The 24,879-nt window shown below is 52.7% G+C and carries 28 protein-coding genes, 1 pseudogene and 1 other annotated feature; of the genes and pseudogenes, 16 read left to right on the top strand and 13 right to left on the bottom strand.

Going from position 1 to position 24,879, the window contains the following annotated elements; all coding sequences use genetic code 11:
* Nucleotides 1-119: 119 nt before the first annotated feature.
* The 11 genes from sigF to Q5911_RS11635 form a co-directional block, all read right to left on the bottom strand.
* On the bottom strand, nt 120-833 hold the full coding sequence (sigF, locus tag Q5911_RS11685) for an RNA polymerase sporulation sigma factor SigF (protein ID WP_076776168.1): 714 nt from the start codon (nt 831-833) through the stop codon (nt 120-122).
* Nucleotides 812-1,279 carry an anti-sigma F factor gene (gene spoIIAB, locus Q5911_RS11680; protein ID WP_303182963.1) on the bottom strand — a complete coding sequence of 156 codons (468 nt, stop codon included), beginning with the start codon at nt 1,277-1,279 and terminating at the stop codon, nt 812-814. Before spoIIAB ends, sigF begins: the two co-directional genes overlap by 22 nt.
* Nucleotide 1,280: 1 nt before the next feature.
* A complete protein-coding gene (locus Q5911_RS11675) occupies nt 1,281-1,592 on the bottom strand; it encodes an STAS domain-containing protein (protein ID WP_076776163.1) in 312 nt (103 codons plus the stop codon).
* A gap of 159 nt (nt 1,593-1,751) precedes the next feature.
* Nucleotides 1,752-3,083, bottom strand: coding sequence for a tetratricopeptide repeat protein (locus tag Q5911_RS11670; RefSeq protein WP_303182961.1), 1,332 nt, complete (start codon nt 3,081-3,083; stop codon nt 1,752-1,754).
* Nucleotides 3,084-3,101: 18 nt separating this feature from the next.
* Nucleotides 3,102-3,245 carry a hypothetical protein gene (locus tag Q5911_RS11665; protein WP_164488608.1) on the bottom strand — a complete coding sequence of 48 codons (144 nt, stop codon included), beginning with the start codon at nt 3,243-3,245 and terminating at the stop codon, nt 3,102-3,104.
* Nucleotides 3,246-3,260: 15 nt separating this feature from the next.
* On the bottom strand, nt 3,261-4,559 hold the full coding sequence (locus Q5911_RS11660) for a bifunctional folylpolyglutamate synthase/dihydrofolate synthase (protein ID WP_303182958.1): 1,299 nt from the start codon (nt 4,557-4,559) through the stop codon (nt 3,261-3,263).
* A gap of 2 nt (nt 4,560-4,561) precedes the next feature.
* The gene (locus tag Q5911_RS11655; RefSeq protein WP_303182956.1) at nt 4,562-6,775 is read right to left on the bottom strand and encodes an LTA synthase family protein; all 2,214 of its coding nucleotides are present in this window, start codon (nt 6,773-6,775) and stop codon (nt 4,562-4,564) included.
* A gap of 92 nt (nt 6,776-6,867) precedes the next feature.
* Nucleotides 6,868-9,528 (bottom strand): valine--tRNA ligase, encoded by a 2,661-nt coding sequence (locus Q5911_RS11650; RefSeq protein ID WP_303182954.1) that lies wholly within the window; start codon nt 9,526-9,528, stop codon nt 6,868-6,870.
* Nucleotides 9,529-9,627: 99 nt separating this feature from the next.
* Nucleotides 9,628-9,873 (bottom strand) — a binding site (T-box leader).
* 696 nt (nt 9,874-10,569) lie between these two features.
* Nucleotides 10,570-11,373, bottom strand: coding sequence for a protein-ADP-ribose hydrolase (locus Q5911_RS11645; RefSeq protein ID WP_303182952.1), 804 nt, complete (start codon nt 11,371-11,373; stop codon nt 10,570-10,572).
* A gap of 16 nt (nt 11,374-11,389) precedes the next feature.
* Nucleotides 11,390-12,316, bottom strand: a complete 927-nt coding sequence (locus Q5911_RS11640; RefSeq protein WP_303182950.1) for a DUF1848 domain-containing protein — start codon at nt 12,314-12,316, stop codon at nt 11,390-11,392.
* 321 nt (nt 12,317-12,637) lie between these two features.
* Nucleotides 12,638-13,309 (bottom strand): Crp/Fnr family transcriptional regulator, encoded by a 672-nt coding sequence (locus Q5911_RS11635; RefSeq protein WP_191384805.1) that lies wholly within the window; start codon nt 13,307-13,309, stop codon nt 12,638-12,640.
* Between the two features lie 146 nt (nt 13,310-13,455).
* Between Q5911_RS11635 and Q5911_RS11630 the strand changes: the two genes are divergently transcribed.
* The 4 genes from Q5911_RS11630 (at nt 13,456) to Q5911_RS11615 (ending at nt 15,611) form a co-directional block, all read left to right on the top strand.
* Nucleotides 13,456-13,800 carry a TIGR04076 family protein gene (locus Q5911_RS11630; protein ID WP_076780679.1) on the top strand — a complete coding sequence of 115 codons (345 nt, stop codon included), beginning with the start codon at nt 13,456-13,458 and terminating at the stop codon, nt 13,798-13,800.
* 239 nt (nt 13,801-14,039) lie between these two features.
* On the top strand, nt 14,040-14,783 hold the full coding sequence (locus tag Q5911_RS14960; RefSeq protein WP_334307018.1) for a M23 family metallopeptidase: 744 nt from the start codon (nt 14,040-14,042) through the stop codon (nt 14,781-14,783).
* A 25-nt stretch (nt 14,784-14,808) separates the two neighbouring features.
* Nucleotides 14,809-15,138: an LPS biosynthesis protein gene (locus tag Q5911_RS11620; RefSeq protein WP_303182947.1), complete on the top strand. Its 330-nt coding sequence runs from the start codon at nt 14,809-14,811 to the stop codon at nt 15,136-15,138.
* Nucleotides 15,135-15,611, top strand: coding sequence for a GNAT family N-acetyltransferase (locus Q5911_RS11615; protein ID WP_303182944.1), 477 nt, complete (start codon nt 15,135-15,137; stop codon nt 15,609-15,611). Before Q5911_RS11620 ends, Q5911_RS11615 begins: the two co-directional genes overlap by 4 nt.
* Here the strand turns inward: Q5911_RS11615 and Q5911_RS11610 are convergent.
* A complete protein-coding gene (locus tag Q5911_RS11610) occupies nt 15,580-16,539 on the bottom strand; it encodes a hypothetical protein (RefSeq protein ID WP_303182942.1) in 960 nt (319 codons plus the stop codon). The genes Q5911_RS11615 and Q5911_RS11610 overlap by 32 nt on opposite strands.
* A 311-nt stretch (nt 16,540-16,850) precedes the next feature.
* On the opposite strand from Q5911_RS11610, the gene Q5911_RS11605 reads away from it, so the two are divergent.
* The 10 genes from Q5911_RS11605 to Q5911_RS11560 all read left to right on the top strand — a co-directional run bounded on the left by Q5911_RS11605 (nt 16,851) and on the right by Q5911_RS11560 (nt 22,893).
* Nucleotides 16,851-17,201 carry a DUF2200 domain-containing protein gene (locus Q5911_RS11605; protein WP_303182940.1) on the top strand — a complete coding sequence of 117 codons (351 nt, stop codon included), beginning with the start codon at nt 16,851-16,853 and terminating at the stop codon, nt 17,199-17,201.
* A 127-nt stretch (nt 17,202-17,328) separates the two neighbouring features.
* Nucleotides 17,329-17,694, top strand: a complete 366-nt coding sequence (locus Q5911_RS11600; RefSeq protein WP_303182938.1) for a helix-turn-helix domain-containing protein — start codon at nt 17,329-17,331, stop codon at nt 17,692-17,694.
* Entirely contained in the window at nt 17,691-18,362 is a 672-nt protein-coding gene (locus tag Q5911_RS11595) for a DNA alkylation repair protein (RefSeq protein WP_303182936.1), read from the top strand. Before Q5911_RS11600 ends, Q5911_RS11595 begins: the two co-directional genes overlap by 4 nt.
* A 164-nt stretch (nt 18,363-18,526) precedes the next feature.
* Nucleotides 18,527-19,141 (top strand): helix-turn-helix domain-containing protein, encoded by a 615-nt coding sequence (locus tag Q5911_RS11590; RefSeq protein ID WP_303182934.1) that lies wholly within the window; start codon nt 18,527-18,529, stop codon nt 19,139-19,141.
* Complete coding sequence (locus Q5911_RS11585; RefSeq protein ID WP_303182932.1) at nt 19,138-19,509, top strand: hypothetical protein; 372 nt, start codon at nt 19,138-19,140, stop codon at nt 19,507-19,509. The genes Q5911_RS11590 and Q5911_RS11585 overlap by 4 nt, the downstream gene beginning before the upstream one ends.
* Before the next feature lie 26 nt (nt 19,510-19,535).
* Nucleotides 19,536-19,988 (top strand): thioredoxin-dependent thiol peroxidase, encoded by a 453-nt coding sequence (gene bcp, locus Q5911_RS11580; protein WP_303182930.1) that lies wholly within the window; start codon nt 19,536-19,538, stop codon nt 19,986-19,988.
* A 31-nt stretch (nt 19,989-20,019) separates the two neighbouring features.
* Nucleotides 20,020-20,361, top strand: a complete 342-nt coding sequence (locus tag Q5911_RS11575) for a hypothetical protein (RefSeq protein ID WP_303182928.1) — start codon at nt 20,020-20,022, stop codon at nt 20,359-20,361.
* Between the two features lie 61 nt (nt 20,362-20,422).
* On the top strand, nt 20,423-21,064 hold the full coding sequence (locus Q5911_RS11570) for a TetR/AcrR family transcriptional regulator (protein WP_303182926.1): 642 nt from the start codon (nt 20,423-20,425) through the stop codon (nt 21,062-21,064).
* 109 nt (nt 21,065-21,173) lie between these two features.
* Nucleotides 21,174-22,145 carry an ATP-binding cassette domain-containing protein gene (locus Q5911_RS11565; RefSeq protein WP_303182924.1) on the top strand — a complete coding sequence of 324 codons (972 nt, stop codon included), beginning with the start codon at nt 21,174-21,176 and terminating at the stop codon, nt 22,143-22,145.
* Complete coding sequence (locus Q5911_RS11560) at nt 22,120-22,893, top strand: ABC transporter permease (RefSeq protein ID WP_303182922.1); 774 nt, start codon at nt 22,120-22,122, stop codon at nt 22,891-22,893. The genes Q5911_RS11565 and Q5911_RS11560 overlap by 26 nt, the downstream gene beginning before the upstream one ends.
* Nucleotides 22,894-22,956: 63 nt before the next feature.
* Here the strand turns inward: Q5911_RS11560 and Q5911_RS11555 are convergent, their stop codons facing one another.
* Nucleotides 22,957-23,493 carry an HD domain-containing protein gene (locus tag Q5911_RS11555; protein ID WP_087174257.1) on the bottom strand — a complete coding sequence of 179 codons (537 nt, stop codon included), beginning with the start codon at nt 23,491-23,493 and terminating at the stop codon, nt 22,957-22,959.
* A 146-nt stretch (nt 23,494-23,639) separates the two neighbouring features.
* On the opposite strand from Q5911_RS11555, the pseudogene Q5911_RS11550 reads away from it, so the two are divergent.
* Both Q5911_RS11550 and ymfI read left to right on the top strand, forming a co-directional pair.
* Nucleotides 23,640-23,957: pseudogene (locus Q5911_RS11550) on the top strand (MFS transporter); the annotation flags it as partial.
* Nucleotides 23,958-24,095: 138 nt separating this feature from the next.
* Nucleotides 24,096-24,842, top strand: coding sequence for an elongation factor P 5-aminopentanone reductase (ymfI, locus tag Q5911_RS11545; protein WP_303182921.1), 747 nt, complete (start codon nt 24,096-24,098; stop codon nt 24,840-24,842).
* Nucleotides 24,843-24,879 lie beyond the last annotated feature (37 nt).

The raw sequence follows: 24,879 nt of genomic DNA, 5'->3' as shown, positions 1-24,879 counted from the left end.
TCAATCGGAGCCTATTTTTTAGGCTTCGCTTTTTCATAACTTATTTGACACTACCGCTGCCGTCTCTGGAAATAGTATGGATATGCCCCCGGAAAAATATACGTCAGGGTATGCCTTTTTCAGATTTTTTCTCGCATTCTTCCCAGTATTTTTTTCTCCATCCTGGAGACCTGCACCTGGGAGATCCCCATCATCTTTCCCACCTCCGACTGAGTTTTGTCTGCAAAATACCGCAGATAGATAATCCTTCTCTCCAGGGGTTCCAGCTGCTCCAGAAGCTGGGAGAGGAGCATGTGGTCCAGAAGCTTCTCTTCTCTTTCCTCCCTTTCTTCCAGTTTGTCCAGGAGCTGGATCTCACGCCCGTCTTTCTGATAGATTGTCTTGTGGAGGGACTCTACCTCCGCTCCCGCCTCCATGGCAAGCACCAGCTCCTCTGTCTCCACCCCGGCCTCCCGGGCCACCTCCTCTACCGTTGGCTCCTTCCCTGTGCGCTCCCGCAATTTTTCCCTGCAGAGACTGGCTTTGTAGGCGGTCTCTTTCAGGGACCGGCTCACCTTGATCATGCCGTCATCCCGCAGGAACCGCTTGATCTCCCCGGATATCATGGGCACTGCGTAGGTGGAAAACTTCACGTCATAGGACAGGTCAAACTTGTCGATGGCTTTCAGAAGGCCGATGCTGCCGATCTGGAACAGATCCTCCACCTCCGCTCCCCTCCCCCGGAAGCGTTTTACAATGCACCATATCAGTCCTGTATTTTCCTCCACAATCTGTGCTTTCGCCTCTTCATCCCCTTCGTGAGACTTCTGTATCAAAGCGATTGTGTGGTCCATAGCTCCCTTCCTCTGCCGATCTCCTTTCTCATTTTCACCGTGGTGCCTTTCCCAGGCTCCGACTCTACCTCCAGCTCATCCATAAAGGCCTCCATAAAGGAAAATCCCATGCCGGACCGCTCCATCTCCGGCTTTGTGGTAAAGAGGGGCTCCATGGCCTTCTTCACATCCGGGATCCCCACGCCCCTGTCAGACACTTCCAGAAACAGGCTCTTCCCCTGGATCCAGGCCCTGATATGTACTTTGTGGAGTGTGTTCTCATAGCCGTGTATGATGGCATTGGTGACCGCCTCCGACACGGCTGTCTTCACATCCGACACCTCCTCCACCGTGGGGTTCAGCTGGGTCATAAAGGCTGCCACCGTCACTCTGGCAAAAGCCTCGTTGGACGAGTGGCTGTCAAAATAAAGTTCCATTTCATTTGTCACATCCCCTATACGCTCCATCTTATTTATCCTCCTCATAGATCTGCATAATCTTCATAACGCCGGACATGGTCAGGATCTTTCTCATCCTCTCATTTGTGTGGACCGCCCACACTTCGCCTCCCATCATATATACCTTTTTGTACCGTCCCATGATGACTCCTATGCCGGAGCTGTCCATAAAACCGGTGTCCGCAAAATCAAAAATAATATATCGGATGTGCTCTCTGTCGATGAGTCTGTCCGCCTCCCTCTTGATCTCTTCCGCATTGTGATGATCCACATCTTCCGGCAGAAAAATAGTGAGACAATTCTCCTGTACCTGATACTTCAATTGCAATTCCTCCATCCTTTTCTTTTTTCCGGCCCGTGGGAGGGCCCCTATCCTGCAGGAAGGCCCGGCCTTTCCTGTAGAAAAAAAGAGAAGGATATACTTTCTTCTGTATATCCTTCTCTTTTGTGTCTTTTTTATACGCTTGTCAGCCGGGCACCCCTACTCGGAAGCGTCCTCCCCGGAGCTGTCGCCGCCTCTGGATGTATCAATATTGGGGTACTCCGTCTGTACCCTCTCTGTCCATGTGTTGGCATTCTCCGTATCACCGGAGGCAGAGTAGGACTGGGCCAGAAGCCACATGGCCTGTCCATCGTCGTAGCCTGCGTTCATCTGCATAACTGTGTTCAGGTTTGCAATGGCGTCCGCATAGTTGGCCACCTCAAAGTTCTGCTGGGCTGTGTAGTAGAGCGTCTCGCAGTATCTGCCGTAAATGTCCTCTGTCATCGTGTCAAACTGCTCTCTTCCGACTGCCCCGAGAGAATCCGGATTGACTTTCAAAAGCTCCTCCACCATAGCAGCGTCACTCATGTCCTCCGCCTGGTAGTGATCATACATGTTCAGGACGATCTCATAGCTGTCCTGGGTGGATGCCGCCGTCTGCTGGGCTGTCTCCGTGGCCTCGCTGTTGGCCCGATACTGTTCCAGCTCCGTCTGCAGCGCACTGATCTGGGCCTCCTGCTCCGCGATCTGGCTGCTGAACTCTTTCACCTGCCGGTTGGTCCTCTCTGCTGTTGAACTGTTCACAGCCGGCATGATCAGGAACCACATGACAGCCACGCCCACCACCAGACCGATCACAATGTTCACAATCGTCATGAGACCCGCATTTTCTTTTACACCTGCGGAAGCCGGCTGAATAATCGTCTCATTTCCGATATTGTAGGTGACTGTCTGGGGTTTTTCTTTTTTGCCCTCTTTGTCCGCCTGGCGGAGCGCCCTGTTCCTGCGCAGCTCGTTCATCTCATGCATGTACCGCAGGGTGATGTCGTTGGTCGTGTCCAGCCTGTGGGCCTCCTTCAGAGTGTGGCGCGCTTTCCCGTACTGCTGGGTATGCAGGTACAGCAGGGATAAAAGCTGGTAAGCCTTCAGAAAAGTGGGGTGATCCGCCACCACTTTTTTCAGCTGGATAATGGCCAGATCCTCCCCGTCCTGATAGCAGTAGGAGAGACTCTGGTTAAATTTGCGAATCGCCTGGTTTACTTTCTCAAGCTCCGTCGGATTTTCCTGCAGTTTCTTTATATAGTAATTGGCGATGTTCTCATGGGCCTGGAAATTCTTGCTGAGGATCCACTCCACAAGTGCCTCCCCGACTTCTCCCCGTCCATAATAGACAAGTCCCAGAAGGTTTCTCGCCGCGATGTTTTCTCTGTTATACTGAAGGCTTTTCTTCAGGGATGTGACCGCTCCGGACATGTCCCTGATCCTGGCCCTCTTAAGTCCGTCATTGTACCAGTAGTTGGACTGGTACACCAGTTTCTGTGTATACTCCATATGATCCCCGTATTCTTTCTACTTACTGTTGTTTGTCTGCTCGATCATCTCCCGCAGAATATCACTCATATCCGTCAGATCTTCCTGGTATACTGCGTCCTCTATGTCTTCCACTTCCACGCTGGGCTGGAATTTCTTCAGTTCTTCTTCGTAGTTCAGCATAAATCTATACCTCCTCTATGTGCAGACAGCATTCTCTTCAAATAGTCTCCGCAGCTCTCCGATCATATAAAGAGAGCCAAGGCAGCAGATACAGCGGTCATGCCGCCTTGCCAGCGCCTCCTGAAGGGCCTCTCCGGGCTCCCGGCACACCAGCACCTGACTGTCCGTATATCTGCGGAAGATCTCTCCCAGCTCCCTCGCAGGAACCTTTCTGCTGTCTTTGATTTCTGTGACAATATAAAGTCCGGCCTTCACTCTGCCGCACAGGATGGAGACCATCTTTTCATACTCCTTGTCCGACACAGCGGAAAAAAGGATCACCGGCCCCCTCTCCCCGAGCGCATCCAGCGTGTCTGCAAAAGCTTCCACAGCCCCCGGATTGTGGGCTCCGTCCAGGAAGATCCCCGGCCGTATCTCCTCCATCCGGCCCTTCCAGACAACGCGGGAGACCGCTTTTTTCCATCTTTCATAATCTACATATTCCTCCGGGAGCACCGTCTCCAGCGCCGCAAGAGCCAGGGACACATTCATCATCTGGTAAGTCCCGCATCCCCGAATCGTCCAGAGTTCATCTTTATCATACGCACTGCCCCTTGAAAATGCAATATGTTTCCTTGTAATTTCCCGGATTTCGAACGCATTTTTCCCAAGCTTTCTACAATCTGCGTGGAGGGCCTTTGCCCGCGCTTCTATAACTGCCGCAGCCCCCGGATCTGTCCCGTCAAAGATGACAGGAACTCCCTTCTTGATGATCCCGGCCTTCTCAGCTGCGATCTGCTCCACCGTATCCCCCAGATACGCCGTGTGATCCAGACTGATGGAAGTGATCACCGCGACGGCCGGGTGCTCCACTGCGTTGGTGGCATCCAGCCTGCCTCCCAGCCCTGTCTCCAGGATGATATACTCCACATCTGCATGGGCAAAAGCCAGCATGGCCATTCCAAAAAGAAACTCAAAATAAGAAGGATGGGAGACGCCGTCCGCTGCCATCCCATCCACTGTCTCTTTCACCTGCTCAAACACGGCGAGAAATTCTGCATCATCTATCTGTTCCCGGTCCACCACGATCCGCTCATTTATGGATATCAGATGGGGGGACGTAAAAAATCCTGTCCGTCTCCCCATCTCCAGGAGCACCGCCTGCATGTAGGCACAGACGGACCCCTTCCCATTGGTTCCCGCCACATGGATGATCTTTCTGTCCATCCCCGGGTTTCCCATTCTTTTCAGAAAGTCACGTATATAGGCCAGGGAATGCTTCTCTGTAAATTTCGGTATCTCTTCTATATAAGCAACAGCCTCTTGATAGGTCATTTCTACTCTTCCTCTTCTCCGTTTGCCACAACCCAGGATACACCCTCCTGGTCTGCGCTTCCTGTTCCCGGCACTTTATTCAGCGTGCCGTCCTGGTAAACATACTCACACGAAGTGCGGAAGATCGTATTGCTGGACCCCACCTGGCTGACAGTCACTACATCGCCGTTTTCCAGAGTGGTCTCCGGCAGCTCGATCCTTGTATTATTCAGGAAGGAACTCTTCTGCCGCTCGCCGTTCACGTAGACCCGGCTGTTCTTGGTAAAGTTCTCGCCATACAGACTGTAGCCTTCCTCCAGCTTTGGCACCAGATCCGTGATCTCCACATCCTTCACACCCATCTGCATATGTCCCTCGGTGATGGGCGGTTCGCCATCGTACACATACTGCTCTCCGTACATGATATCGTACTGCAGAAGCTCCAGGTCTGCCAGGTAATTCTTGGTCTGCCGGCGCTCCTGGTGATAGTTGAAGACTGCACCGGAGTGGATGTCCAGACGCTCCATCACGTCTGCCATGATCTGGTAGGAAGGAATGTTCCTGTCCTCCTTTGCAAGGCCGATGTTGTCCCAGATCACATAGTTTGTATTGTAGAGATAGCGGCTCTTTAAGTCCTCCGCCTCCAGCCCCATGGTGGGAAGGTGGTCTCCATAGAACACGACCACTGTGGGCTCTCCTCTCTCCTCAATAGCAGCCACCAGGTCGCCTGCGAACTTGTCCATCTCATAGACCTGATTCACATAGTATTCCCATTTATTCTTGAGAGCCTCATCCTCGATGCCCTCTACCGTGATCTTCGGATTCTCGATGACCTGCTCCTCCGGATAATCTCCGTGTCCCTGGACGCTGACGCCGAACACAAAGTCCTGCTGCTGCGTGGTGTCCATGGCCTCCAGGATATGGTCGATGAGTATCTCATCCTTGGACCAGCCGTTTTCTGTAGTCTGGAGAATGTTCATAAACTCTTTGCTCGTAAATGAGTCAAAGCCCATCATATTGTACACTCTGGCACGGCTGTAGAAATTCCCTCCGTTGTTGTGGAGGGCGTGGGTCCCGTATCCAAGGGCGCCAAACGCCGTGGCAGCACTCTCCGTGGGCTGAAACTTCACGATCGTCTTGTAGGGGTACTCTCCAGGGCCAAAGTAGCGCATGTTCATACCAGTGAGCACCTCAAATTCTGTGTTGGCTGTCCCCGCCCCCACAGAAGGCACTTTAAAATAGCCAGATGAGTACTGCTCCGCCATGGCGTGAAGGTTGGGAGTGGCATCCTCAGAAGTTGTGAAAAACTCTGCCTCCTCCACATCAAAGTAGGATTCCAGCTGTATAAAGATCACATTGGGCAGCTCTTCTTCTGAGCGGCCTGTCTCATTCTTTGTGATCTCCCCGTTACTGCTGATCTGGTCCATCGTCTCCTGGCTGTAGCCATTGGGCTCGTCGATACCTGTATTAAAGAGACTGGCCATAAAGCAGTAGGGAAGTCCATAATCCTCGTAGGCGAATGCTATATTTCCAAAATAATTGGAGACAACCCGCTTGTCCAGAGCCACCTGGGAGATGAATGTGTAGGCGCCGAAGCACACTACAACGCCCACAAGCGCCAGAATGCGGTGCATCTTCCCCTCAAACTGGCCGCCCCGCCTCCACATGGACACGCTCCACACGATGACAGCAGCCAGGCCCACGATCACCAGCACCAGCTCCAGCGGATCAAAGTAGTTGTTGATCAGGGTCAGTCCCTCTCCAGCCGCCTTCAGATCCTGGGCGTTAAAGGGGGTCACACGGACCATCAGCATGTAGCCGTTGGCCACCCCCAGAACCAGCCAGAGCACGCTGATGACGATGCGGGCGAAAACCCGCCTCCGCACCAGGTACACCACCGTGAAGGTCATAAAGATCATAAATGCATTGTACAGGAACACCAGCGGCGATCCCACCATATAATCCCAGGCCTCAAAGGGTGAATGCCTGGAGATGGCCTCTATGGCAAAATTGATCAGACATGCCAGCAGGGCATGAAACACCAGTGAAAAGCGGTTCATAAAAGCGTAGACCGGCTTCATTTTCTGGGCAAACGGCCCGTTACGGCGGGCCTCCAGGATCCTCTCCCGGCGCTCCTTCCTTGCCCGGTGCCACGCCTTTATATCTTCTTTTTTCAAATGTCTGATTTTATAAAGGGCGCCCTTGATATCAGGCTTTTTCAAGTGAATTTTTTTCATTGTCATCCCTTTCCTTTTCCCTGTGGATCATCTGCTGACATTCTGACGGTTGTCGGTTCTCTTCTGTCTGCTCTTGCGGTACTGCCGCTCCTCTAAGCCATCTTCTCTTTCAATGAGGCAAGGCGGTCTTTTACCTGCGCCATCATCTGCTGGTATTTTTCCAGCTTCTCTCTCTCCTCCTGCACTTTGGCAGCGGGAGCCTTGCTGACAAATTTCTCATTGCCCAGCATGCCATTGGACCGCGCGATCTCTTTTGTGAGACGGGCCTCCTCTTTTGTGAGACGCTCGATCTCCTGGTCAAAGTCGATCATATCTTCAAGCGGCAGATAGGCGGCGGCATCCGGAACAACTACGGAGATAGCGTCCTCACCGATGCCTTCTTTATTCTGCTGCATGATAAAGTCTGACGCATTGGCGAGACGGATCATGGCATCTTTCAGCTCCTCGAAGCCCGCAAGCAGCTCCTTGTCTTCGCTTACCACATAGATCTTGACTTTCCTGTTTGCCGGAACATTCATCTCCGCCCGGATATTTCTCACACCGCTGGCGATGAGTTTCAGGTGTTCCACCACATTTTCAGCCTGGGGGAACTCCCACTCTTTTTTCGCTTCCGGCCAGTCGGACATCATCAGCGACTCTTCCTCCGGGATCAGTTTGCTGTAGATCTCCTCTGTCACGAAAGGCATGAACGGATGGAGCAGCTTCAGCGCGTTTTTCAGCACTTCCCTTAAAGTCCAGAGAGCCACGTTCGCTGACTCCGGCTCTTCCTTGGCATTGTACATTCTCTGTTTTACAAACTCGATATACCAGTCACAGAACTCATCCCAGATAAAGTCATAGACTTTCTGCAGAGCGATACCCAGCTCAAACTTGTCCATGTTCTCTGTGACATCCCGGATCAGCCTGCTGCACCTGGAAAGGATCCACTTATCCGCCGGCAGAAGCTTCTCAAGCTCCGGCTCTGTGATCGTTTTATCCTCCATGTTCATGAGAATGAACCTGGAAGCATTCCACACTTTATTAGCAAAGTTACGGCTGGCCTCCACTCTCTCATTGTAGAAGCGCATGTCGTTTCCGGGGGCATTTCCTGTCACCAGGGTCATACGCAGGGCGTCCGCGCCGTACTGGTCAATGATCTCCAGCGGGTCAATGCCGTTTCCTAAGGACTTGCTCATCTTGCGTCCCTGGGAGTCTCTCACAAGGCCGTGGATGAACACGGTGTGGAAGGGGCTCTTTCCTGTATGGGCATACCCGGAAAATACCATGCGGATCACCCAGAAGAAAATGATATCGTATCCTGTCACAAGTACATCTGTGGGATAGAAGTAGTCCAGGTCCTCGCTCTTTTCCGGCCATCCCAGCGTGGAGAAGGGCCACAGGGCAGAACTGAACCAGGTGTCCAGCGTATCCTCATCCTGTGTAAGATGGGTGCAGCCGCACTTCGGGCATTTCTCCGGCATTCCCCTGGATACTACTACCTCGCCGCACTCGTCGCAGTAGTAGGCCGGGATCCGGTGTCCCCACCAGATCTGACGGGAAATACACCAGTCACGGATATTTTCAAGCCAGTGCAGGTAGATCTTGTCAAACCGCTCCGGCACAAATTTCAGATCGCCGTTCTTCACAGCCTCGATGGCAGGCTTTGCCAGCTCATCCATCTTCACGAACCACTGCTGCTTGATGAGAGGCTCCACTGTGGTGTGGCAGCGGTCGTGGGTTCCTACGTTGTGAGAGTGGGGCTCTACCTTTACAAGGTATCCCTGCTCTTCCAGATCCTTCACCATGGCTTTTCTCGCCTCATAGCGGTCCATGCCGGCGTACTTGCCGCCGTACTGCTCATTGATGGTGGCGTCGTCATTCATGATGTTGATCTCAGGCAGGTTATGCCGTTTTCCAACCTCAAAATCGTTGGGGTCGTGAGCCGGTGTGATCTTCACGGCACCGGTTCCGAATTCTTTGTCTACATAGTAGTCCGCCACAATGGGGATCTCCCGGTCTGTCAGCGGAAGCAGACATTTCTTTCCTACGATGTCTTTGTATCTCTCATCGTCCGGATGCACAGCGATGGCTGTATCTCCCAGCATGGTCTCCGGACGGGTAGTCGCGATCTCCAGATAGTCATCTGTCCCTACAATGGGGTACTTGATGTGCCAGAAATGTCCATCCTGCTCCTCGTGCTCCACTTCCGCGTCGGAGAGGGATGTCTTACATACCGGACACCAGTTGATGATCCTGGATCCTTTATAGATATAGCCTTTCTCATACAGGCTGATGAACACTTCCTCCACTGCCTTGGAACAGCCCTCGTCCATGGTAAAACGCTCTCTGTCCCAGTCACAGGAAACACCCAGCTTCTTGAGCTGTCCCTCGATGGTTCCCGCGTACTCTTCCTTCCACTGCCAGGTGCGCTCCAGGAATTTCTCCCGTCCCAGTTCCTTCTTGTCAATTCCTTCCTCTTTGAGCTGGTTTGTCACCTTCACCTCTGTGGAGATGGCAGCGTGGTCTGTTCCCGGGATCCACAGGGCATTGTATCCCTGCATCCTCTTATAGCGGATCAGGATATCCTGCAGTGTGTTGTCCAGGGCGTGGCCCATATGCAGCTTTCCTGTGATATTCGGGGGCGGCATGACAGTTGTAAAAGGTTTTCTGCTCCTGTCTACCTCAGCGTGGAAGTATTTGTTCTCACACCACTTGTCATACAGTTTCGGTTCAATCTCTTTTGGATTGTAGGTTTTCTCCAGATTCTGGCTCATGGTCTTCCTCCTCATAATCATTCTTCCTGCGGATACACAGTGTATGTAACTGACACAGCGAAGGGATCTGATGAATAAAAAATCACCCCTCACTGAAACGTAAAGGGCGAATAACTTGTCCGCGGTACCACCTTTATTTAATATGGAAGAAACGCCTCCATATATCTTCTCTTATTCTGTAACGTGAACGACTCCGGGACGACTTACCTGCTGTCTGCCATTCAGCCATCCGGCTCCAAAGCTACCTTCCGCAGTTCCTTCTCCAGGCCGCCTCTCAGCCCACGGACAGCCCTCTCTTTTGTGGAGCGGTAACACCTGCGTACTCCTCTTCTTCTCCGCCTTTTTCATAAACTATCCATAATGATAGCCAGACAGTGTGGTTTTGTCAAGGAATTCACTGAATTTTCATAAACTCTTAAGAACTGGGATGTGGGGACTACAGACAAAAAGCAGATCCCCATTTAATAGTCAAACAGAATCATGTATTTACCCAGGGAGCCGTTGGGGTGCTATACCAGCCGCCAGATTTTGCAAAGGAGGCTGGTACTATGGTTACATACAGTGATCTTTTTACTTTTGTTATCATGCTGTGCGCTGTAATTACCCTTGTCATTACCTTTTACAGGCACAAAAAATAGTGCCCCTGTCCTGGTAAGATAAGGCACTATTTTAAGACTTTATTGTACCGGCGGCCAGGTGTGCACTGGCCAACGGCTCCCTTGTTAAGTACATTATACATTATGTCACAAAATACGTCAAATATTTTCGCTCAGTGGATGTTATTTTTTGACCCTTTTGTAACAGATAAAAATATCTTTGTCTAATAGTCTTTTTACCTCTTCTTGTTTCTTTTGAACTTCAGACTTAATAATTTCACTCATGGTACATTACTCCTCTGCGTATAAGTTAAAAATTTTGATATTCCATACATCTCATCTACATACTATTAATCCGTTTGCCCAAAATTTTCACGTTTTATCCACCACAGATGTGGATAACTTATTTCAGTCCGGGGGATAAGTAACCTGTTTTTTCACACGATTACCGAAAAATCTTCTGATAAATATGCAGGTCCTCCTCCTTAAACACATCAATTACCACCCGCTCAAGCCTGGAGCCGGACAAATATCTGTCGATCGTCTCCACAGCGATCCGGGCTGCCAACTTGCCTGGAAAATGAAATTCCCCCGTCGAGATGCAGCAGAAGGCCACCGATTTAAGCCCGCTCTTCTCCGCCAGCTTCAGGCAGCTCCTGTAGCAGGAGGCCAGCTCCTCCTTCTGCTTTTCCGTCACCTGCACGCCCACCACCGGGCCCACTGTGTGGATCACATATTTTGCGGGCAGATTGTAACCTTTTGTAATCTTTGCCTTTCCCACAGGCTCCTCGTAGCCCTGGGCTTCCATTAGCTGTGCGCACTCATTCCTGAGCTGAATGCCGGCCGCCGAGTGGATCGCATTGTCGATACAGCCGTGGCAGGGGACAAAACACCCCAGCATCTGGGAGTTGGCCGCATTGACTATGGCATCCACAGCCAGGGTGGTGATATCGCCCCGCCACAGCACGATCCGCCCGTCATTTTTGATAGCTGTACAGGGGTACTCCTGCCGGATCACAGGCAGGTCCTCCGCGCTCACAATGCCCTTTTCCTCCAGCTCCTCCCGAAGCAGCTCATCCTGCACCTGCAAAAAAGCGCTGTCCGCCTCCCCTGGCCAGCGCACATTCATCAGGCTGCGCAGAAGCCTCCGCTTCTCTGTATCATCTGCCGGCTCCTGTATGACAGCATAGCCGGGATTTTCTTTTTTCAGCTCCCGGATCAGCCAGGATGCTTTCTCCGAACGGTTCATTGTACTCCTCCAAAAATCACATAAAATCAAACAGCGAGAGTTGTATATCCCTGCTGGACGACACCTCTCTGTCTGTGATCGTCTCGTCTCCCTGCAGGTGTCCGATCAGAATGGGCGACTCCGGATCATGCTCACTCCTCCTGCTCTTTGCGCTGGCAAGGCTGGCTGTCGCGTAGCAGTAATGACACCCGTGGACGCAGGTGTCGTACATGCCGATGTCCACGCTCTCACAGCAGCCGCACTCCTTCCTCTGTCCCCTGTCTTTCTTCAGGTCCAGTTTATATCCGATGATCTCACGCACCTTCTCCTTGTCGATGCAGGCTGCATGCTGAATGCCATACCGGCTCAGATCGATCTTCTCCGCACAGGTATAGAGTGGGAGACCATACTTTGCAGCTATCCTGGAAAGTCCCTCCGCCAGCATAAATTTCTCCTCATCCTCCAGCTCACGAAACGGACTGCCTCTGTATGCGTCCACAAAACTGAAGATACACCGGGTCGTATAGGGATGCAGCCACTGGCACATCATATCAAACTTTTCCAAATGATAGTCAATGGTATATTTCTCCGTGAGGAGGATGGGGTCAAAGCGAAAGTCCACCCGTTCTTTCCCCAGCCGCTGGCTAAGAAGGATAAAGGAGGCAATAGACTCCTCTGTGGCCGGGAGCCCCGGCTCGATATCCTGCTCGTAGTCCGTGACCGTCATCTGAAAATAATAGGAATAGTCCAGCCTGTCCATCATCTTCAGATAGGGCAGCATGGGTTCCGGATTTTTCGTCCAGAACACAAAGCAGTCCACCACCTCAGGCGTAAGGCGGATGCGGCTCACCTTTTTTCTGTTGTAGGGGTTGGGGACCAGGACTTCCTCTGCCAGCAGCCGGTTCATAAACCACTCCGGATACAGGGCAGGAATGTCGGTCCTCCTGCTTGCGCTGATGATCATAAGTCCTCCCTGGCACCGCGGGGTCTGCACATCGCCGTGACGTCACATGCCGTCTGTATGCTGTCTGTATGCCATCTGCATGCTGTCAAAAAATGCATGTTTTTTGCCCCGCATCATACATCATCCATTATAGCACATCCCGTTTTTGAATGACAGAAAAATCAGAGCACTCTCTGTAGCTTAGACTACAGACAATCCCTCTGATTTCGTGTATGATGATAATGTAATGCACCTGGCCAGGCAGCAGAAGCCGGACAGCTGCACCCGCTGCCCCCTGCTATGTTCTGAGTCGTGCGCTGGTGCTCTGGCTGTGTCCGGCTGTCACAGCGTCTCGCTGGAGCAGCGGGCTGCCAGCAGGTCCGGCCGCAGGATGCGGATCTGCTTCCGGCTTGTAGCGATGACTCCCTCCTGCCGGAGACGGGAAAGATTTCTGGAGAGATTGACCCGGTTGGCCGCAAGGATATCCGCCAGCTCCTCCTGGCTCAGATAAATGACTGGGCCCGCCTCTGTCTCCTCTCTTTCTGCCAGGAGATAGAGGAGGTTGCACAGCTTTATGAAGGCACTGTTGTATTCCTGGTGCGCCGTCTCATAGAGGAGCAGGTTGACGTAGGATGCATACCAGTCGATGACCGTCTCTGTGAGAGGAAAGCTCTCTTCCATCATGCGGCGGAACTGGGGCGGGGAAAATTCCAGCGCTTCCACATCCTCCAGAGCCTGGGTGGCAATGGATCTTTCTATTTTGAACCGATTGCCGTGATAGACCGGGAAGACGGTCCCTTTTCCGTGAAAGGAAAGTATCTTCCTGTGCCCCTCCTCGTGGTGGATGCAGGTCAGGGCCAGCCCGGACAGGATATAATAGACCGGCGAGAAGGGCTGTCCCGCGGCCCACAGGCTGTCTCCCTTTTTAAAGGAACGCCTTCTTCCCGGAACAGACTTAAAATAGGTTTCAAATGCAGAAAAATCATCTGCAAAAATGTATCTGGGTGTCTGCATGGCAGCTCCCCCTTTCTGGACTGCATTTTCAGGATACTTTCATAATAATACATTCCGGCGTCCGCCCGCAAGGTCTGGGCCTTTCTGCTCCGGCGCCGCCGCAATGGTCATCAAAAAATCATCAGAAAACGGAGGTACTATTTATGATGAAACGCGTAAAGATCACTGTGCTGAAAACTACCCTCGACAAGGAACTGGCCGGCGAGTACGGCATCGAGGGGCTGACCGCCTGTCCCATGCTGAAGGAGGGCCAGGTCTTCTATGCGGACTACGCAAAGCCTGAAGGCATGTGCGACGAGGCCTGGAAGGCCATCTACCAGTATGTATTCGCCCTGGCCCACGGCGCAGGGCAGGACCTCTTCTACTATGGAGACTGGATCAGAAAGCCGGGCGTTGCCATTGTCTCCTGCAATGACGGACTGCGTCCTGTCATCTTCAAGCTAGAGGCCACCGAGGAAGAGTCAAAGATTGACTACACGCCCGTCAGGTAGACAAAGGAGGCACCGCAAGGGTCATGCGGCCGGCTGTCCTGTGAGTATGACCGATATGAAAAGGGAAGGCTTTCCCAGTATTACCGGATCGACCTGCGGCGATCACCTCCAGTGATTTCCTGAAAAATGTGGACATTCCCAGGGTGCAGTGATACACTGTCCCGGGAGGATGATATAGTGATAAAGGAGAGCTGCTTTAGAGTTGCTGCTTTTTATACCGAACAGGGAGGGCTATTAAAATGAATGTTTCTGTATTTTTCCAGTCATTGAAACAGATGGGAGGCATCATCGCACTGGAGCACAGATACCACGGGAACCTCCCGGATATACGGAACTGCCGTCTGTGCGCAGAATATTCTCTTCCTTTTGAGGGAAAATGGGTTGTTGTAAACGGAGGTATTTCGAAAAGAACATCCCACTCCTGGGATATTCCCACCCAGAGATACGCTTATGACTTTGTCATACTTGACGCAGAAGGCAAAAGCTTTCACGGCCCGGAGGCAGACCCATCCTCTTTTTATTGCTATGGAAAGGACATTCTTGCTCCGGCTGATGGCGTAGTAGCGGAAGTATCCGCAGGACAGCCGGACAGTCGGATCACTGCCAGAAGAGAGGCCGTCTGTGATGCCCGGGATATCCGTGGAAACTATATATTGCTTTTCCACGCAGAAAACGAACACTCTCTGCTGGCTCACCTCAAACCAGGCAGTGTCCTTGTATCCGTCGGACAAACTGTCAAAAGGGGGCAAAAGATTGCCCAATGTGGAAATTCCGGCAACACCTCCGAACCCCATCTGCACTTTCAGCTGCAGCAAGGACGGAGCTTCTACACTTCACCGGGGCTTCCCATTCAATTTGCGGATATATATGTCCAGGATACTTCCAAATATGAAGTCTTTGATGACAGAGGCCTATATATTCCCGGAAAATCCTCCTATCCGCCTTATATTGAAATTGGACAGACAGTTAGCAACAAAAAATAACCCCCCCTCATTTCAGGAGGAACCTATGAACATAGAAAACAATCCAAAAGAACTGGAGGCAATGAGAGAGTTTCACAGGGGAAACCGGGCCGAGGGCCTGAAGCTCCAGGAAGAATTTGCCGCTCAGTTCAGGGAGGAATACAAAAATAAGGACCACTGCCCCTGCAAAAAAGCGTGCCGCTATCACGGCAACTGCAAAGAGTGCGTAGCCATACACCGGGCCCACCAGGAGCATGTCCCCAACTGCATGAGACCCATGCTGAACAAAAAGCTCCGGCTCCTGTCCGAGCTCACCGAACACACGCTGGCCAATGAGATCGAGCCGCCAAAGGAGGTCCTGAGGAAAGACCTATGATTTACAGAGCATATACCTCAAAGGACCTTGCCGCCATCGTCCGCCTGTTTCAGGATACGGTCCACACGGTCTGCGCCCGGGACTACACCTCCAAGCAGCTGGACGCGTGGGCTCCAAAAGAACTGGATATGAAAAAGTGGCAGGCCACGCTGCTGGCCCACCACACCATTGTCGCGGAGGAAGACGGCGTCATAGCCGGATTTGGCGACATGGACGACACAGGCTACCTGGACCGCCTCTACGTACATAAAGATTTTCAGCGCCAGGGCATAGCCACCGCCATCTGCGACCGCCTGGAGGCTGCCCTCTCCCCGGAGCCTTCCCCCGTCCAGTTTACGACCCACGCTTCCATCACCGCAAAGCCTTTTTTTGAAAAAAGAGGATACCGCATTGTAAAAGAGCAGACCGTGGAGCGCCGCGGTATCCGGCTGACAAACTATGTTATGGAGAAGACGTGCCGGAAAGCTGAGTGATCAGCTTTTCCACCGTCTCCAGGCTCTCCTCCAAATCTTCCGCGATCTCCTGTGCTGTCTTTCCCCTGGACAGCTTTTTCTTTATCTTCTCCCTCAGCACGGACTCTTTCCCGGCTTGATACCCTTCATCCTTCCCAGCCTGATAGCCGTCCTCATAGGCTTCGCTCTTCACGGCCTTCTCATACTTCTCTTTGTCAAATGTCTCAAGTATCACCTGCACCACCTCCGCTTTCTGCTGGATCAGGATGTCCCTCAGAATTTCGTCCCGAATGCAGTCGTCTATCGTCTGCATGATTGCTTCCTCCAGCGGCTTTCCGGCCTTCAGATTTCTCCGCACTCTGTCCACAAAAATGGCGTATTCATTCAGCCGCCGGCACTTCTCCAAAAGGGCTCTGTTGTGTCCGTAGTTGATATTCAGCATCACCGTGATACATTCCAGCGCAGGAGTTTTCCCTTCCCCGCTCCTCTCGAAAAGATCGGAGAGCCGGAGAACCGTCCGATCCGGCTGGTTTTCCGTCCCATTGTAGAACACAATATGCTGCGGAAAAGGAAACTTCCTGGGACTGGAGCTGTAGATGTTGATATTGTCCCGGGCTATGATCTTTCCGTACAGCCTGGCAAAATACAACACTCCCCTCATGGGCATATTGGGATTGTAGGTGCTCTGGTGCTCATATAAGTTCAGGGTGCCGCTGACAAGGAAAGAAATGTCATTTTTCATGGAAAGATAGAGCACATTTCCCAGCGTGTTGATCTCCAGCTCATCCGGGTTCTTATACTGCGCGCCTGCCACGGCGTTGTAAAGGGACAAGAGGTCCTCCTTGTTGTTGAACACGAGCCGGAAGAGCCGGTCCTTGTATTCCCGGTCAGCTGTGGGATATTCTGAGTCATCCACATTTACCATATTTACTTTTTTCGTCATGCACATAAAGATGTCACACCTCCATTATAGACATAAAAACAACGGACTGCAACCTTTTCACCTGTCTGCAGACTTCATAAAAAGGAATTTCTGTAGCGGAAACCGCCCCGGACGAATGCCGGATGATCATAAATAAGAATGGCTGCCGGGCAGCCTCAGAGAAAAGATTTTCTCTGTAGATGGTTTACATTATACAAGAAACTGACAAGGGTATCAATAGGACATATTGTACAAATTTATGAAAACGAATTTAGGGAAATGATAGACACTGCAAAACAGAGATGATACACTATGAATAACAAAAGGAGGCGGTTCCAATGGCAGAAAACAAAGTATTTTCTTATCCTTTCGCAGACATCTATCCTCTGTATCTTCAGAAAGCACAGAAAAAAGGACGGACCAAGGAAGAGGTAGACACTGTCATCTGCTGGCTCACAGGATACGATGAGCCAGGACTTGCACGGCAGCTTGACTCGGGGGCGGACTTAAAGGCATTTTTTGAGAACGCACCCCGGATCACCCCCGCCTCTTCTCTCATCAAGGGGGTTGTCTGCGGTATCCGTGTGGAGGAAATCCAGGATCCGCTCATGCAGAAGATCCGCTATATGGATAAACTCATTGACGAGCTGGCCAAAGGCAAGGCCCTGGAGAAAATCCTGCGCAGCTGATAAAAAAGCACGCCCTCTACATATCCGCCTTGGGCAGTTTCCGGTGCAACCGCAAAGTTGCGCCCGGGTTGATAGATGCAACTGCGCATACATGCTATGCTGTATCCATCAAAAGGAGGGATCCTATATGGAAATTTTATCTGCTTTATCTGTTGTTATTGCATTTTTTAATCTCATCTATGTCCTTGGGACCTTTGTGGGCGGCGTCTATCTCTTCATTTTGGTCGTGAAAGCCCTAAGGAAATACATCCGGTCCGGCAATGTCACCCCTGAGACGGCCAGGACAAGGAAATCCCTGGGTGAGGTGCTGAGGAAGCACCGCACGGACAGTGGGATGACCCAGGAATTCGTGGCCCAGGCGCTGGGAATCAGCAGGCAGGCTGTCTCCAAATGGGAAAACGGCACCTCGGAGCCCACCACCACCAACCTCATTGCCCTGGCAAAGCTGTTTGGAATGGCGCCGGAGGACCTGCTGCAGGAGGTACAGAAATGAACCAGAGTATGGAAAAATATCTTGCTGTCAAAAAGAGATTTGAGGAACAGGAAGACAGAGAAAACGCTGTCAAAATGTCCAGGTACATGAGGGAACTGTTCCCCTTCTACGGTCTTCCCACCCCGAAGCGCAGAGCGCTGTACAGAGATTTTCTCAGACAGGAAAAGAAAGCCGGAAGGATCGACTGGACTTTCCTCGACCAGTGCTACGCAGACGGGCACCGGGAATTCCAGTATCTGGCGGGAGACTATCTGAGGACTATGCAGGACCTGCTCACTTATGAGGATATCCCTAAGATAAGGACCTACATCAAGGCAAAGCAGTGGTGGGACACCATTGACCTCTTTGACCAGGTCGTCGGCCGCATTGGCCTTCAGGACAGCCGGGTGGATGACCTGATGCTGGAGTGGTCTCTGGATGAGGACTTCTGGCTGCGCAGGATCGCCATCGACCATCAGCTTGGCAGGAAAGAGAAGACCAACACAGAGCTGCTGGAGAAAATCCTCATCAACAATCTGGGAAGCCGGGAGTTTTTCATCAACAAGGCCATCGGCTGGAGCCTGCGGGATTACTCAAAGACTGATCCCGAGTGGGTGCGGGACTTTATCCGCACCTACGGGGAAAAGATGGACAAGCTGAGTGTCCGGGAGGGGTCAAAATACCTCTGATATACCTCTGAAATATAAAATGCAACCCCAGGTTGCGCTATTGCAAGCCAGGGTTGGTGGCCTGCTCAGGGCATTTCCGCTATGATACAGGCATACCACAACGGCCCGCCGCACATGGAAGCGGCCGGATCTGACAGCATATCATACATATAAGGAGGCACCCTATGAGCTTTGGAGAAAATCTTCGCACAGTAAGAAAAGAAAGAAATATCTCCCAGGAGGAGCTGGCTGAGCAGCTGCATGTCAGCAGGCAGGCCATCTCCCGCTGGGAGCAGGGAAACGGATACCCGGAGATGGAGAAAATGATCACCCTCTCCCGGATATTGAAGGTCTCCCTGGACTATCTGGTCTCAGACCAGTCAGACAGCCAGGAGCAGGCAGGCCCTGCTTCCGAGAGCCCGTCACCGGCCTCTCCCGCTCCCGCCCCCGCGGCAGTGTCCACAGGCAAGATCATGATCCGCAGCCACGACGGCAAACAGCTGGTCAACTGCTATAAGGTGATGTCCATGCGCGTATCCAGCCACCCGGACGCGCCTCATTTTGCCCTCTTCGGAGTGGACAGCTCCTCCTTCTGGGGCGAGAACAGGACCATGCTCGGCTGGTATGCCCACGAGGCGGATGTCCAGAAGGAGACCGCGGCTATCTCACAGGCCATGCTGGATGGAAAAACGTCCTATGAGCTGCAGTATGCCGCCAAAGTAAAGGAAAGTTTTCTGCGGGTCAGCCTCGTCAGAGAGGAGGACACCGCTCCAGAGAAAGGAAGGGACACAGACATATGATCATCAAGCTTTGCATTGACAGCGCCCCTGCGCAGCCCCTGGAAGAGGGCATGCAGGTTGTAGAGGCGCCGGATAAGATTTCCAAAGAAAACAGCAAGGAGGAGTACGCGCAGTCTCTTGTAAAGGCTGTGGAGAACGGCAAAGAAAGCTTTTCTTTCTATGTCCCCCGCCTTTCGTCCAACCGTAAAACGGCAAAGCTCACCGGGGAGGCACTCCGGGAAATGCTTTTTGACGTGGAATGGCACTGCAGCGACACAGGCCTTGCTGCAGATAATTTTCAGGTCCTGCTGCTCTTCCCCGACGAGGAAACCCGGACATTTTATGGGAAATCCCTGCGCAAGATGGGGATACCCTTTATTTCAGAATAAATTTTCAGATTAAAGGAGGAACCACTATGCTGGAAATCGGAACAAAGGCACCGGCATTTTCTCTGCCGGACCAGAACGGAGACATGCACACGCTGGAGGAATACAGGGGAAAGAAGGTCATCCTCTATTTTTATCCCAAAGACAACACTCCCGGCTGCACCAAACAGGCCTGCGGCTTCGGGGACCTCTATCCCCAGTTTGCCGAGAAGGGCGCTGTCGTCCTTGGCGTCAGCAAGGACAGCGTGACCTCCCACAAGAAATTTGAGGAAAAGTACGGTCTTCCCTTCACCCTGCTCTCCGATCCGGAGCTCACCTGCATCCAGGCCTACGATGTGTGGAAGGAGAAAAATATGTACGGGAAAAAGGCCATGGGCGTGGTGCGCACCACCTACCTGATCGATGAGGAGGGCACCATCGTCAAAGCCTTCGGGAAGGTGAAGGCAGCCGACAACCCGGCCCAGATGCTGGCAGAGCTGTAGTCTGCCCCGGCCCGGAAAGGAGGGCAGAAGGATGAAAAAATACAGGAAAGAGCTTGTACTTGCTCTGATACAGGCTGTCATGTTTTATCTGTTTCCCCTGACCGCCGGCCCCACTGATATGATGGGACTGGTGGTCGTCCTGCTGTTCTCCACTTTTCTCCTCTCTCTTCTTCTGGGCGCTCTGTCCCGGGCCCCTTTCAAATATGCCTATCCGCTCCTCGTGTGCGCCCTGTTCCTTCCCACAGTTCCCATTCACTACAATGCCACCGCCTTTCCACATGTCCTCTGGTATCTGGCGGACGGATACCTGGGGCTTGGAGTGGGGTGTCTCTTCAGGGCTGTCATTTATACTATCAGTATGAAAAATCATTGACACATTGTCCTTTGCCCCGTATACTATATACATACCAAACGAATGTATGCAGGAGGATGCCATGGCGAGAAACAAGTACCCGGAAGTCACTGTAGAGAAGATACTGGATGTATCACAGCGGCTCTTTCTGGAAAAAGGATATGACCATACGACGATCCAGGACATTGTAGACGAGCTGGGGGGTTTAAGCAAGGGTGCCATCTACCACCACTTCAAGTCAAAGGAAGATATCCTGAATGCCCTGGGAGACAGGCTCTTTTTCAAAAATAATCCCTTTGAGGAGGTAAAGAAACGGACGGATCTGAGTGGCCTGGAAAAGATAAAGCTGGCCATCCTGCTGAACCAGTCCAACGAAGAGCAGGCCAGCTTTTCCGCCCAGGCTGTCCCACTCCTTAAAAATCCCCGGATCCTGGCTGGGATGCTGGAGACAAACCGCCATACTCTGTGCCCCCGCTGGCTGGAACTCATCGAGGAAGGCTGCCGGGACGGCTCCATCCAGACAGACTATCCAAAGGAGCTGTCCGAGCTAATGGTCCTTCTGGATGTCTGGCTGATCCCATCTGTCTTTCCCGGCAGTGCGGAGGAGATATTCCGCAGGTACCAGTGCAGCTGCGAGGTGCTTGCCAGGATGGGGCTTCCCATCTATGATGAAAAGGCGGCTGACCTGATCAGAAATCACCCTGCCCTTCAGCAGGACGTATAAGATTGCCTTTCATAGGCAATTTTATATTAAACTTATACATACCTTCGTTCGGTATTAATAAATGTATAAAGGAGCCTTGCGACACAAGCTCCAAAAAAGGAGGTCACCCATGGAAAGAAACAATGTATCGATTTTCGTATCCTCGCTGAAGAAACGCTATAAAGACAGAGAGGTCCTAAGAGACCTCACCTTTTCAGTCCCTGCAGGGACCATCTACGCTCTCCTTGGCTCCAACGGTGCCGGGAAGACTACCACAGTCCGCATACTGACCACCCAGCTTCGCCCTGACGGTGGGACTGCCCGGGTCCGGGGCCTTGATGTGACCAGGGAGCCGGAGAAGGTCCACCATGTCATCAGCGTGACCGGACAGTTCTCCTGCCTGGATGAGAGCCTGACGGGAACAGAGAACCTTCTCCTCATGGGACGTCTGCGCCATCTGGCAGCCCCCGTGAGATCAGCGGTCCGGCTCCTGGAATATTTTGACCTCTCCTCCCATGCGGACCGAAGGGTCTCCGGCTGGTCGGGAGGGATGAAGAGGAAGCTGGACATCGCCATGAGCCTTGTGGGAAGTCCCGATGTCCTTTTCCTGGATGAGCCCACCACCGGCCTGGATCCCCAGAGCCGCCTGGCCATGTGGCAGATTGTCCGCAGACTCCGGGACGGAGGCATGACCGTCCTCCTCACCACCCAGCACCTGGAGGAGGCAGAGCAGCTGGCTGACCAGATCGGCATCCTGAGCGAAGGGAAAATCCTGGCAGAGGGGACTCCCGCCCGTCTGAAGTCCCTCCTTCCCCGGGGCGCCGTGCGGTTTGCCTTCTACAGTCCGGAGGACCTGGAACGGGCCGCCTCTCTTCTGGGAACTCCTGCGGGGAAATGGCAGACCAGCTCCCATCCGGAGGAATGCGCTCTGACCGTATTTACAGACGGAAGGGCAGATACTCTGGGAGAACTCTTTCGCCATCTTCGGGAGGGACACATTTCTGTCCGGAAATTCTCAGAGCTTTCCCCCTCACTGGAAGATGTATTTTTAACCATGATCAAGGAGGAAAAATCGTATGGAAACAACAAAGCGAAACTATAGGGACACCCTCACTATCGCCTGGCGCTGTCTGCTCCTGTCCTGCAGAAACCCGGAAACTTTTCTCACCAGCATCCTGCTCCCCGCTCTCATGATGCTGCTCTTTGTCTCTCTCTTCGGCAGCCTGATCCATGTAGGCGGCACATCCTACACAGCCTACATCGTCCCCGGCGTTCTCATCCAGTGTGCGGCTCAGGGGTCCTCCACCACTGCCATCATGATAAACCAGGATATCACCAGTGGGATCATGAGCAGATTTGTCACCCTTCCCATCCGCCGGAGAACTCTCCTATCCGGCCATGTACTGGAGGCGTACGGACGGAGCCTTGTGACATCTGCTGTCGTCCTCCTCATCGCACTGCTAATGGGCTTTCGCCCTGCCCTCAGCCTGCCGGGCCTGGGGATTTCATTCCTCCTTTTGTCAGGCATGATCCTGGCGCTGTCCTGGCTTTCTGCCACTGTGGGCATTCTGTCAAAAAGCGCCCAGGGCGCCAGTTCTCTCTCCTCTCTGGCCATCATCCTGCCCTATCTGAGTTCCGGTTTTGTCCCTGCCGAACATCTGCCGCCCCTGCTGCGGACATTCGCCCGGCATCAGCCCATGACCCCTGTCATCGACTCTCTGCGAGACGCTCTGGCAGGGCATCCCGCAGATATGGGATTACTTGCGGCTGCCTTTCTGTGGTGCATCCTCCTCTCATCTGTCTTTTACGCAGCCTCTGTGCTGCTCCTCAGGAAAAAGCTGCACGGATAGGAGCGGCCGCGAGAGGAAGGACCGGATATGCACAAGCCCCAGCCTGCATATCCGGTCCTTTTCTTAGTCGAAGTTCTTCTGTATCAACCGGCAGTATTCCTGAAATACCGGTTCCTTCTGGAAGTCTTCGGCAAGGGCATCCCGCACGCCCTTGTAGTACCAGCCGATCATTTTCTTATCTTTCATGCGGAAGCGCTTCCAGAGCTCCTCCCCCACCTTGGGATAGTCCCGGTCAATGTCCCGCATGTTGGACAATTTGTCTGCCAGCCCGATCATCTGCACCTCCCTGGGGGCGCTCCCGATGGACTGGATCGTTGCGCTCTTCCTCTCCATCCATGTCCTGGATTTATCCTCGCTCTCTCCCGCCACCATGGCGGCCACCCGGGGACTGAACTCTAGCGCCAGCACCTCCCGGGTCACTCCCTGGCAGTCCTCTATCGTGTCGTGGAGCACCGCGGCACTGATCACCTCCTCATCCCGGGTCATGGTGGACACAATGTCCTTGACCTCTATGGGATGGACGATATAGGGGCGCCTTGTCCCCTTCCGGAACTGTCCTTCGTGAGCCTTCGTCGCAAATTCAACTGCCCTGTCGATCATATTCATACCTCTTTTTCATCCTCTGCTTCCATCGCTAATGATAATTGTCTCCGAATTCTCCTCTCCCTGCAAAAATAACTTGTCTAAATCATGCATACATCATAGCATCAGTGGACAGAAATAGCAACTCTATTGTTTGATTTCCTCCATTCCCTCTTCTCAGTCTGGCCTCCTGCGCCGTCTGCGGTCTGTCCGTCGGCATCATGTGGCCAGGTACTTTCAGCAAGGCTTCTGCCGCTCTTCCAAAAGGCGGAACGGCCCTGTTTGCCTTACTGGCCCTTGGCGGAGATGTTGGCTGCTCAGCAGGTTCCACCCTGGTAGGCCTGGTATCCGGAGCAATGGATGACAATCTGAAAGCGGGCGTTCTGGCAGGTGTCATTTTCCCGCTCCTTCTGCTGACGGGAATCGCACTCGCCAAAAAACCAAAGGAGGGCTGCTGTAATGAGAGGAAAGCTGTCTGTTGAAAAAACTGAAGAAGGACATACTTTTATCGTATTTTCTGTGGATAATACAGAAACGGTAAACAAATTGACCGTGGACATGCTGGACACCGGACCGGACTCTGCTGTAAAATAGAGCAAAAGGGAAAAAGGAGAATGTTCATGTCCGCAAAACCGTCTGCAAAATACGCACTTATCACAGGAGCCTCCAGGGGCATTGGCCGGGCCTGCGCCCTTCGATTTGCCCGGGAGGGGTGGCACGTCTTTCTCAACTGCCGCTCATCCCTGGATGAGCTGTCAGAAGTACAGGGAGAAATCAACAGCCATTTCCCCGGACACTGTACCCTGGTTCCGGGAGACGTAGGCAGCCCGGCGGATGTCCGGCAGATATTTGAGAAAATTTATCAGATCTGTCCCTGCCTGGACGTGCTTGTCAACAATGCAGGCATCGCCCATATGGGACTGCTCACTGACATGACAGACAGCGAGTGGCAAAGACTTCTTGACACCAATCTGTCCTCCGTCTTCTACTGCTGCCGCAGCGCCATCCCGCCTATGGTGACCCGGAAACAGGGAAGGATTATCAGCATCTCCTCTATGTGGGGAACCGTGGGGGCATCCTGCGAGGCCGCCTACTCGGCCGCCAAGTCCGGCATCCACGGACTGACCAGGGCGCTGGCCAAAGAGCTGGCTCCAAGCGGCATCCAGGTCAACGCCATCGCCTGCGGCGTCATCGACACAGCCATGAACGGCTGGCTTTCTCCCGAAGAGAATCAGGAGCTGAAAGAGGAGATTCCCGCCGGCCGTTTTGGAACGCCGGAGGAAGTGGCGGATCTCGTGTGGCAGATCTCCCATGCTCCCCACTATATGACCGGACAGATCATAGGAATAGACGGAGGGTATATCTGATCTGCCTCAGATCAGATATACCTTCCATTTACGTCTG

The sequence above is a fragment of the Lachnoclostridium phocaeense genome (genome assembly GCF_959599685.1).
GTDB classification, from domain to species: domain Bacteria; phylum Bacillota; class Clostridia; order Lachnospirales; family Lachnospiraceae; genus Claveliimonas; species Claveliimonas monacensis.
Note: the sequence above shows the minus strand (reverse complement) of the source record. Positions and strands in the feature narration are given on the sequence as shown.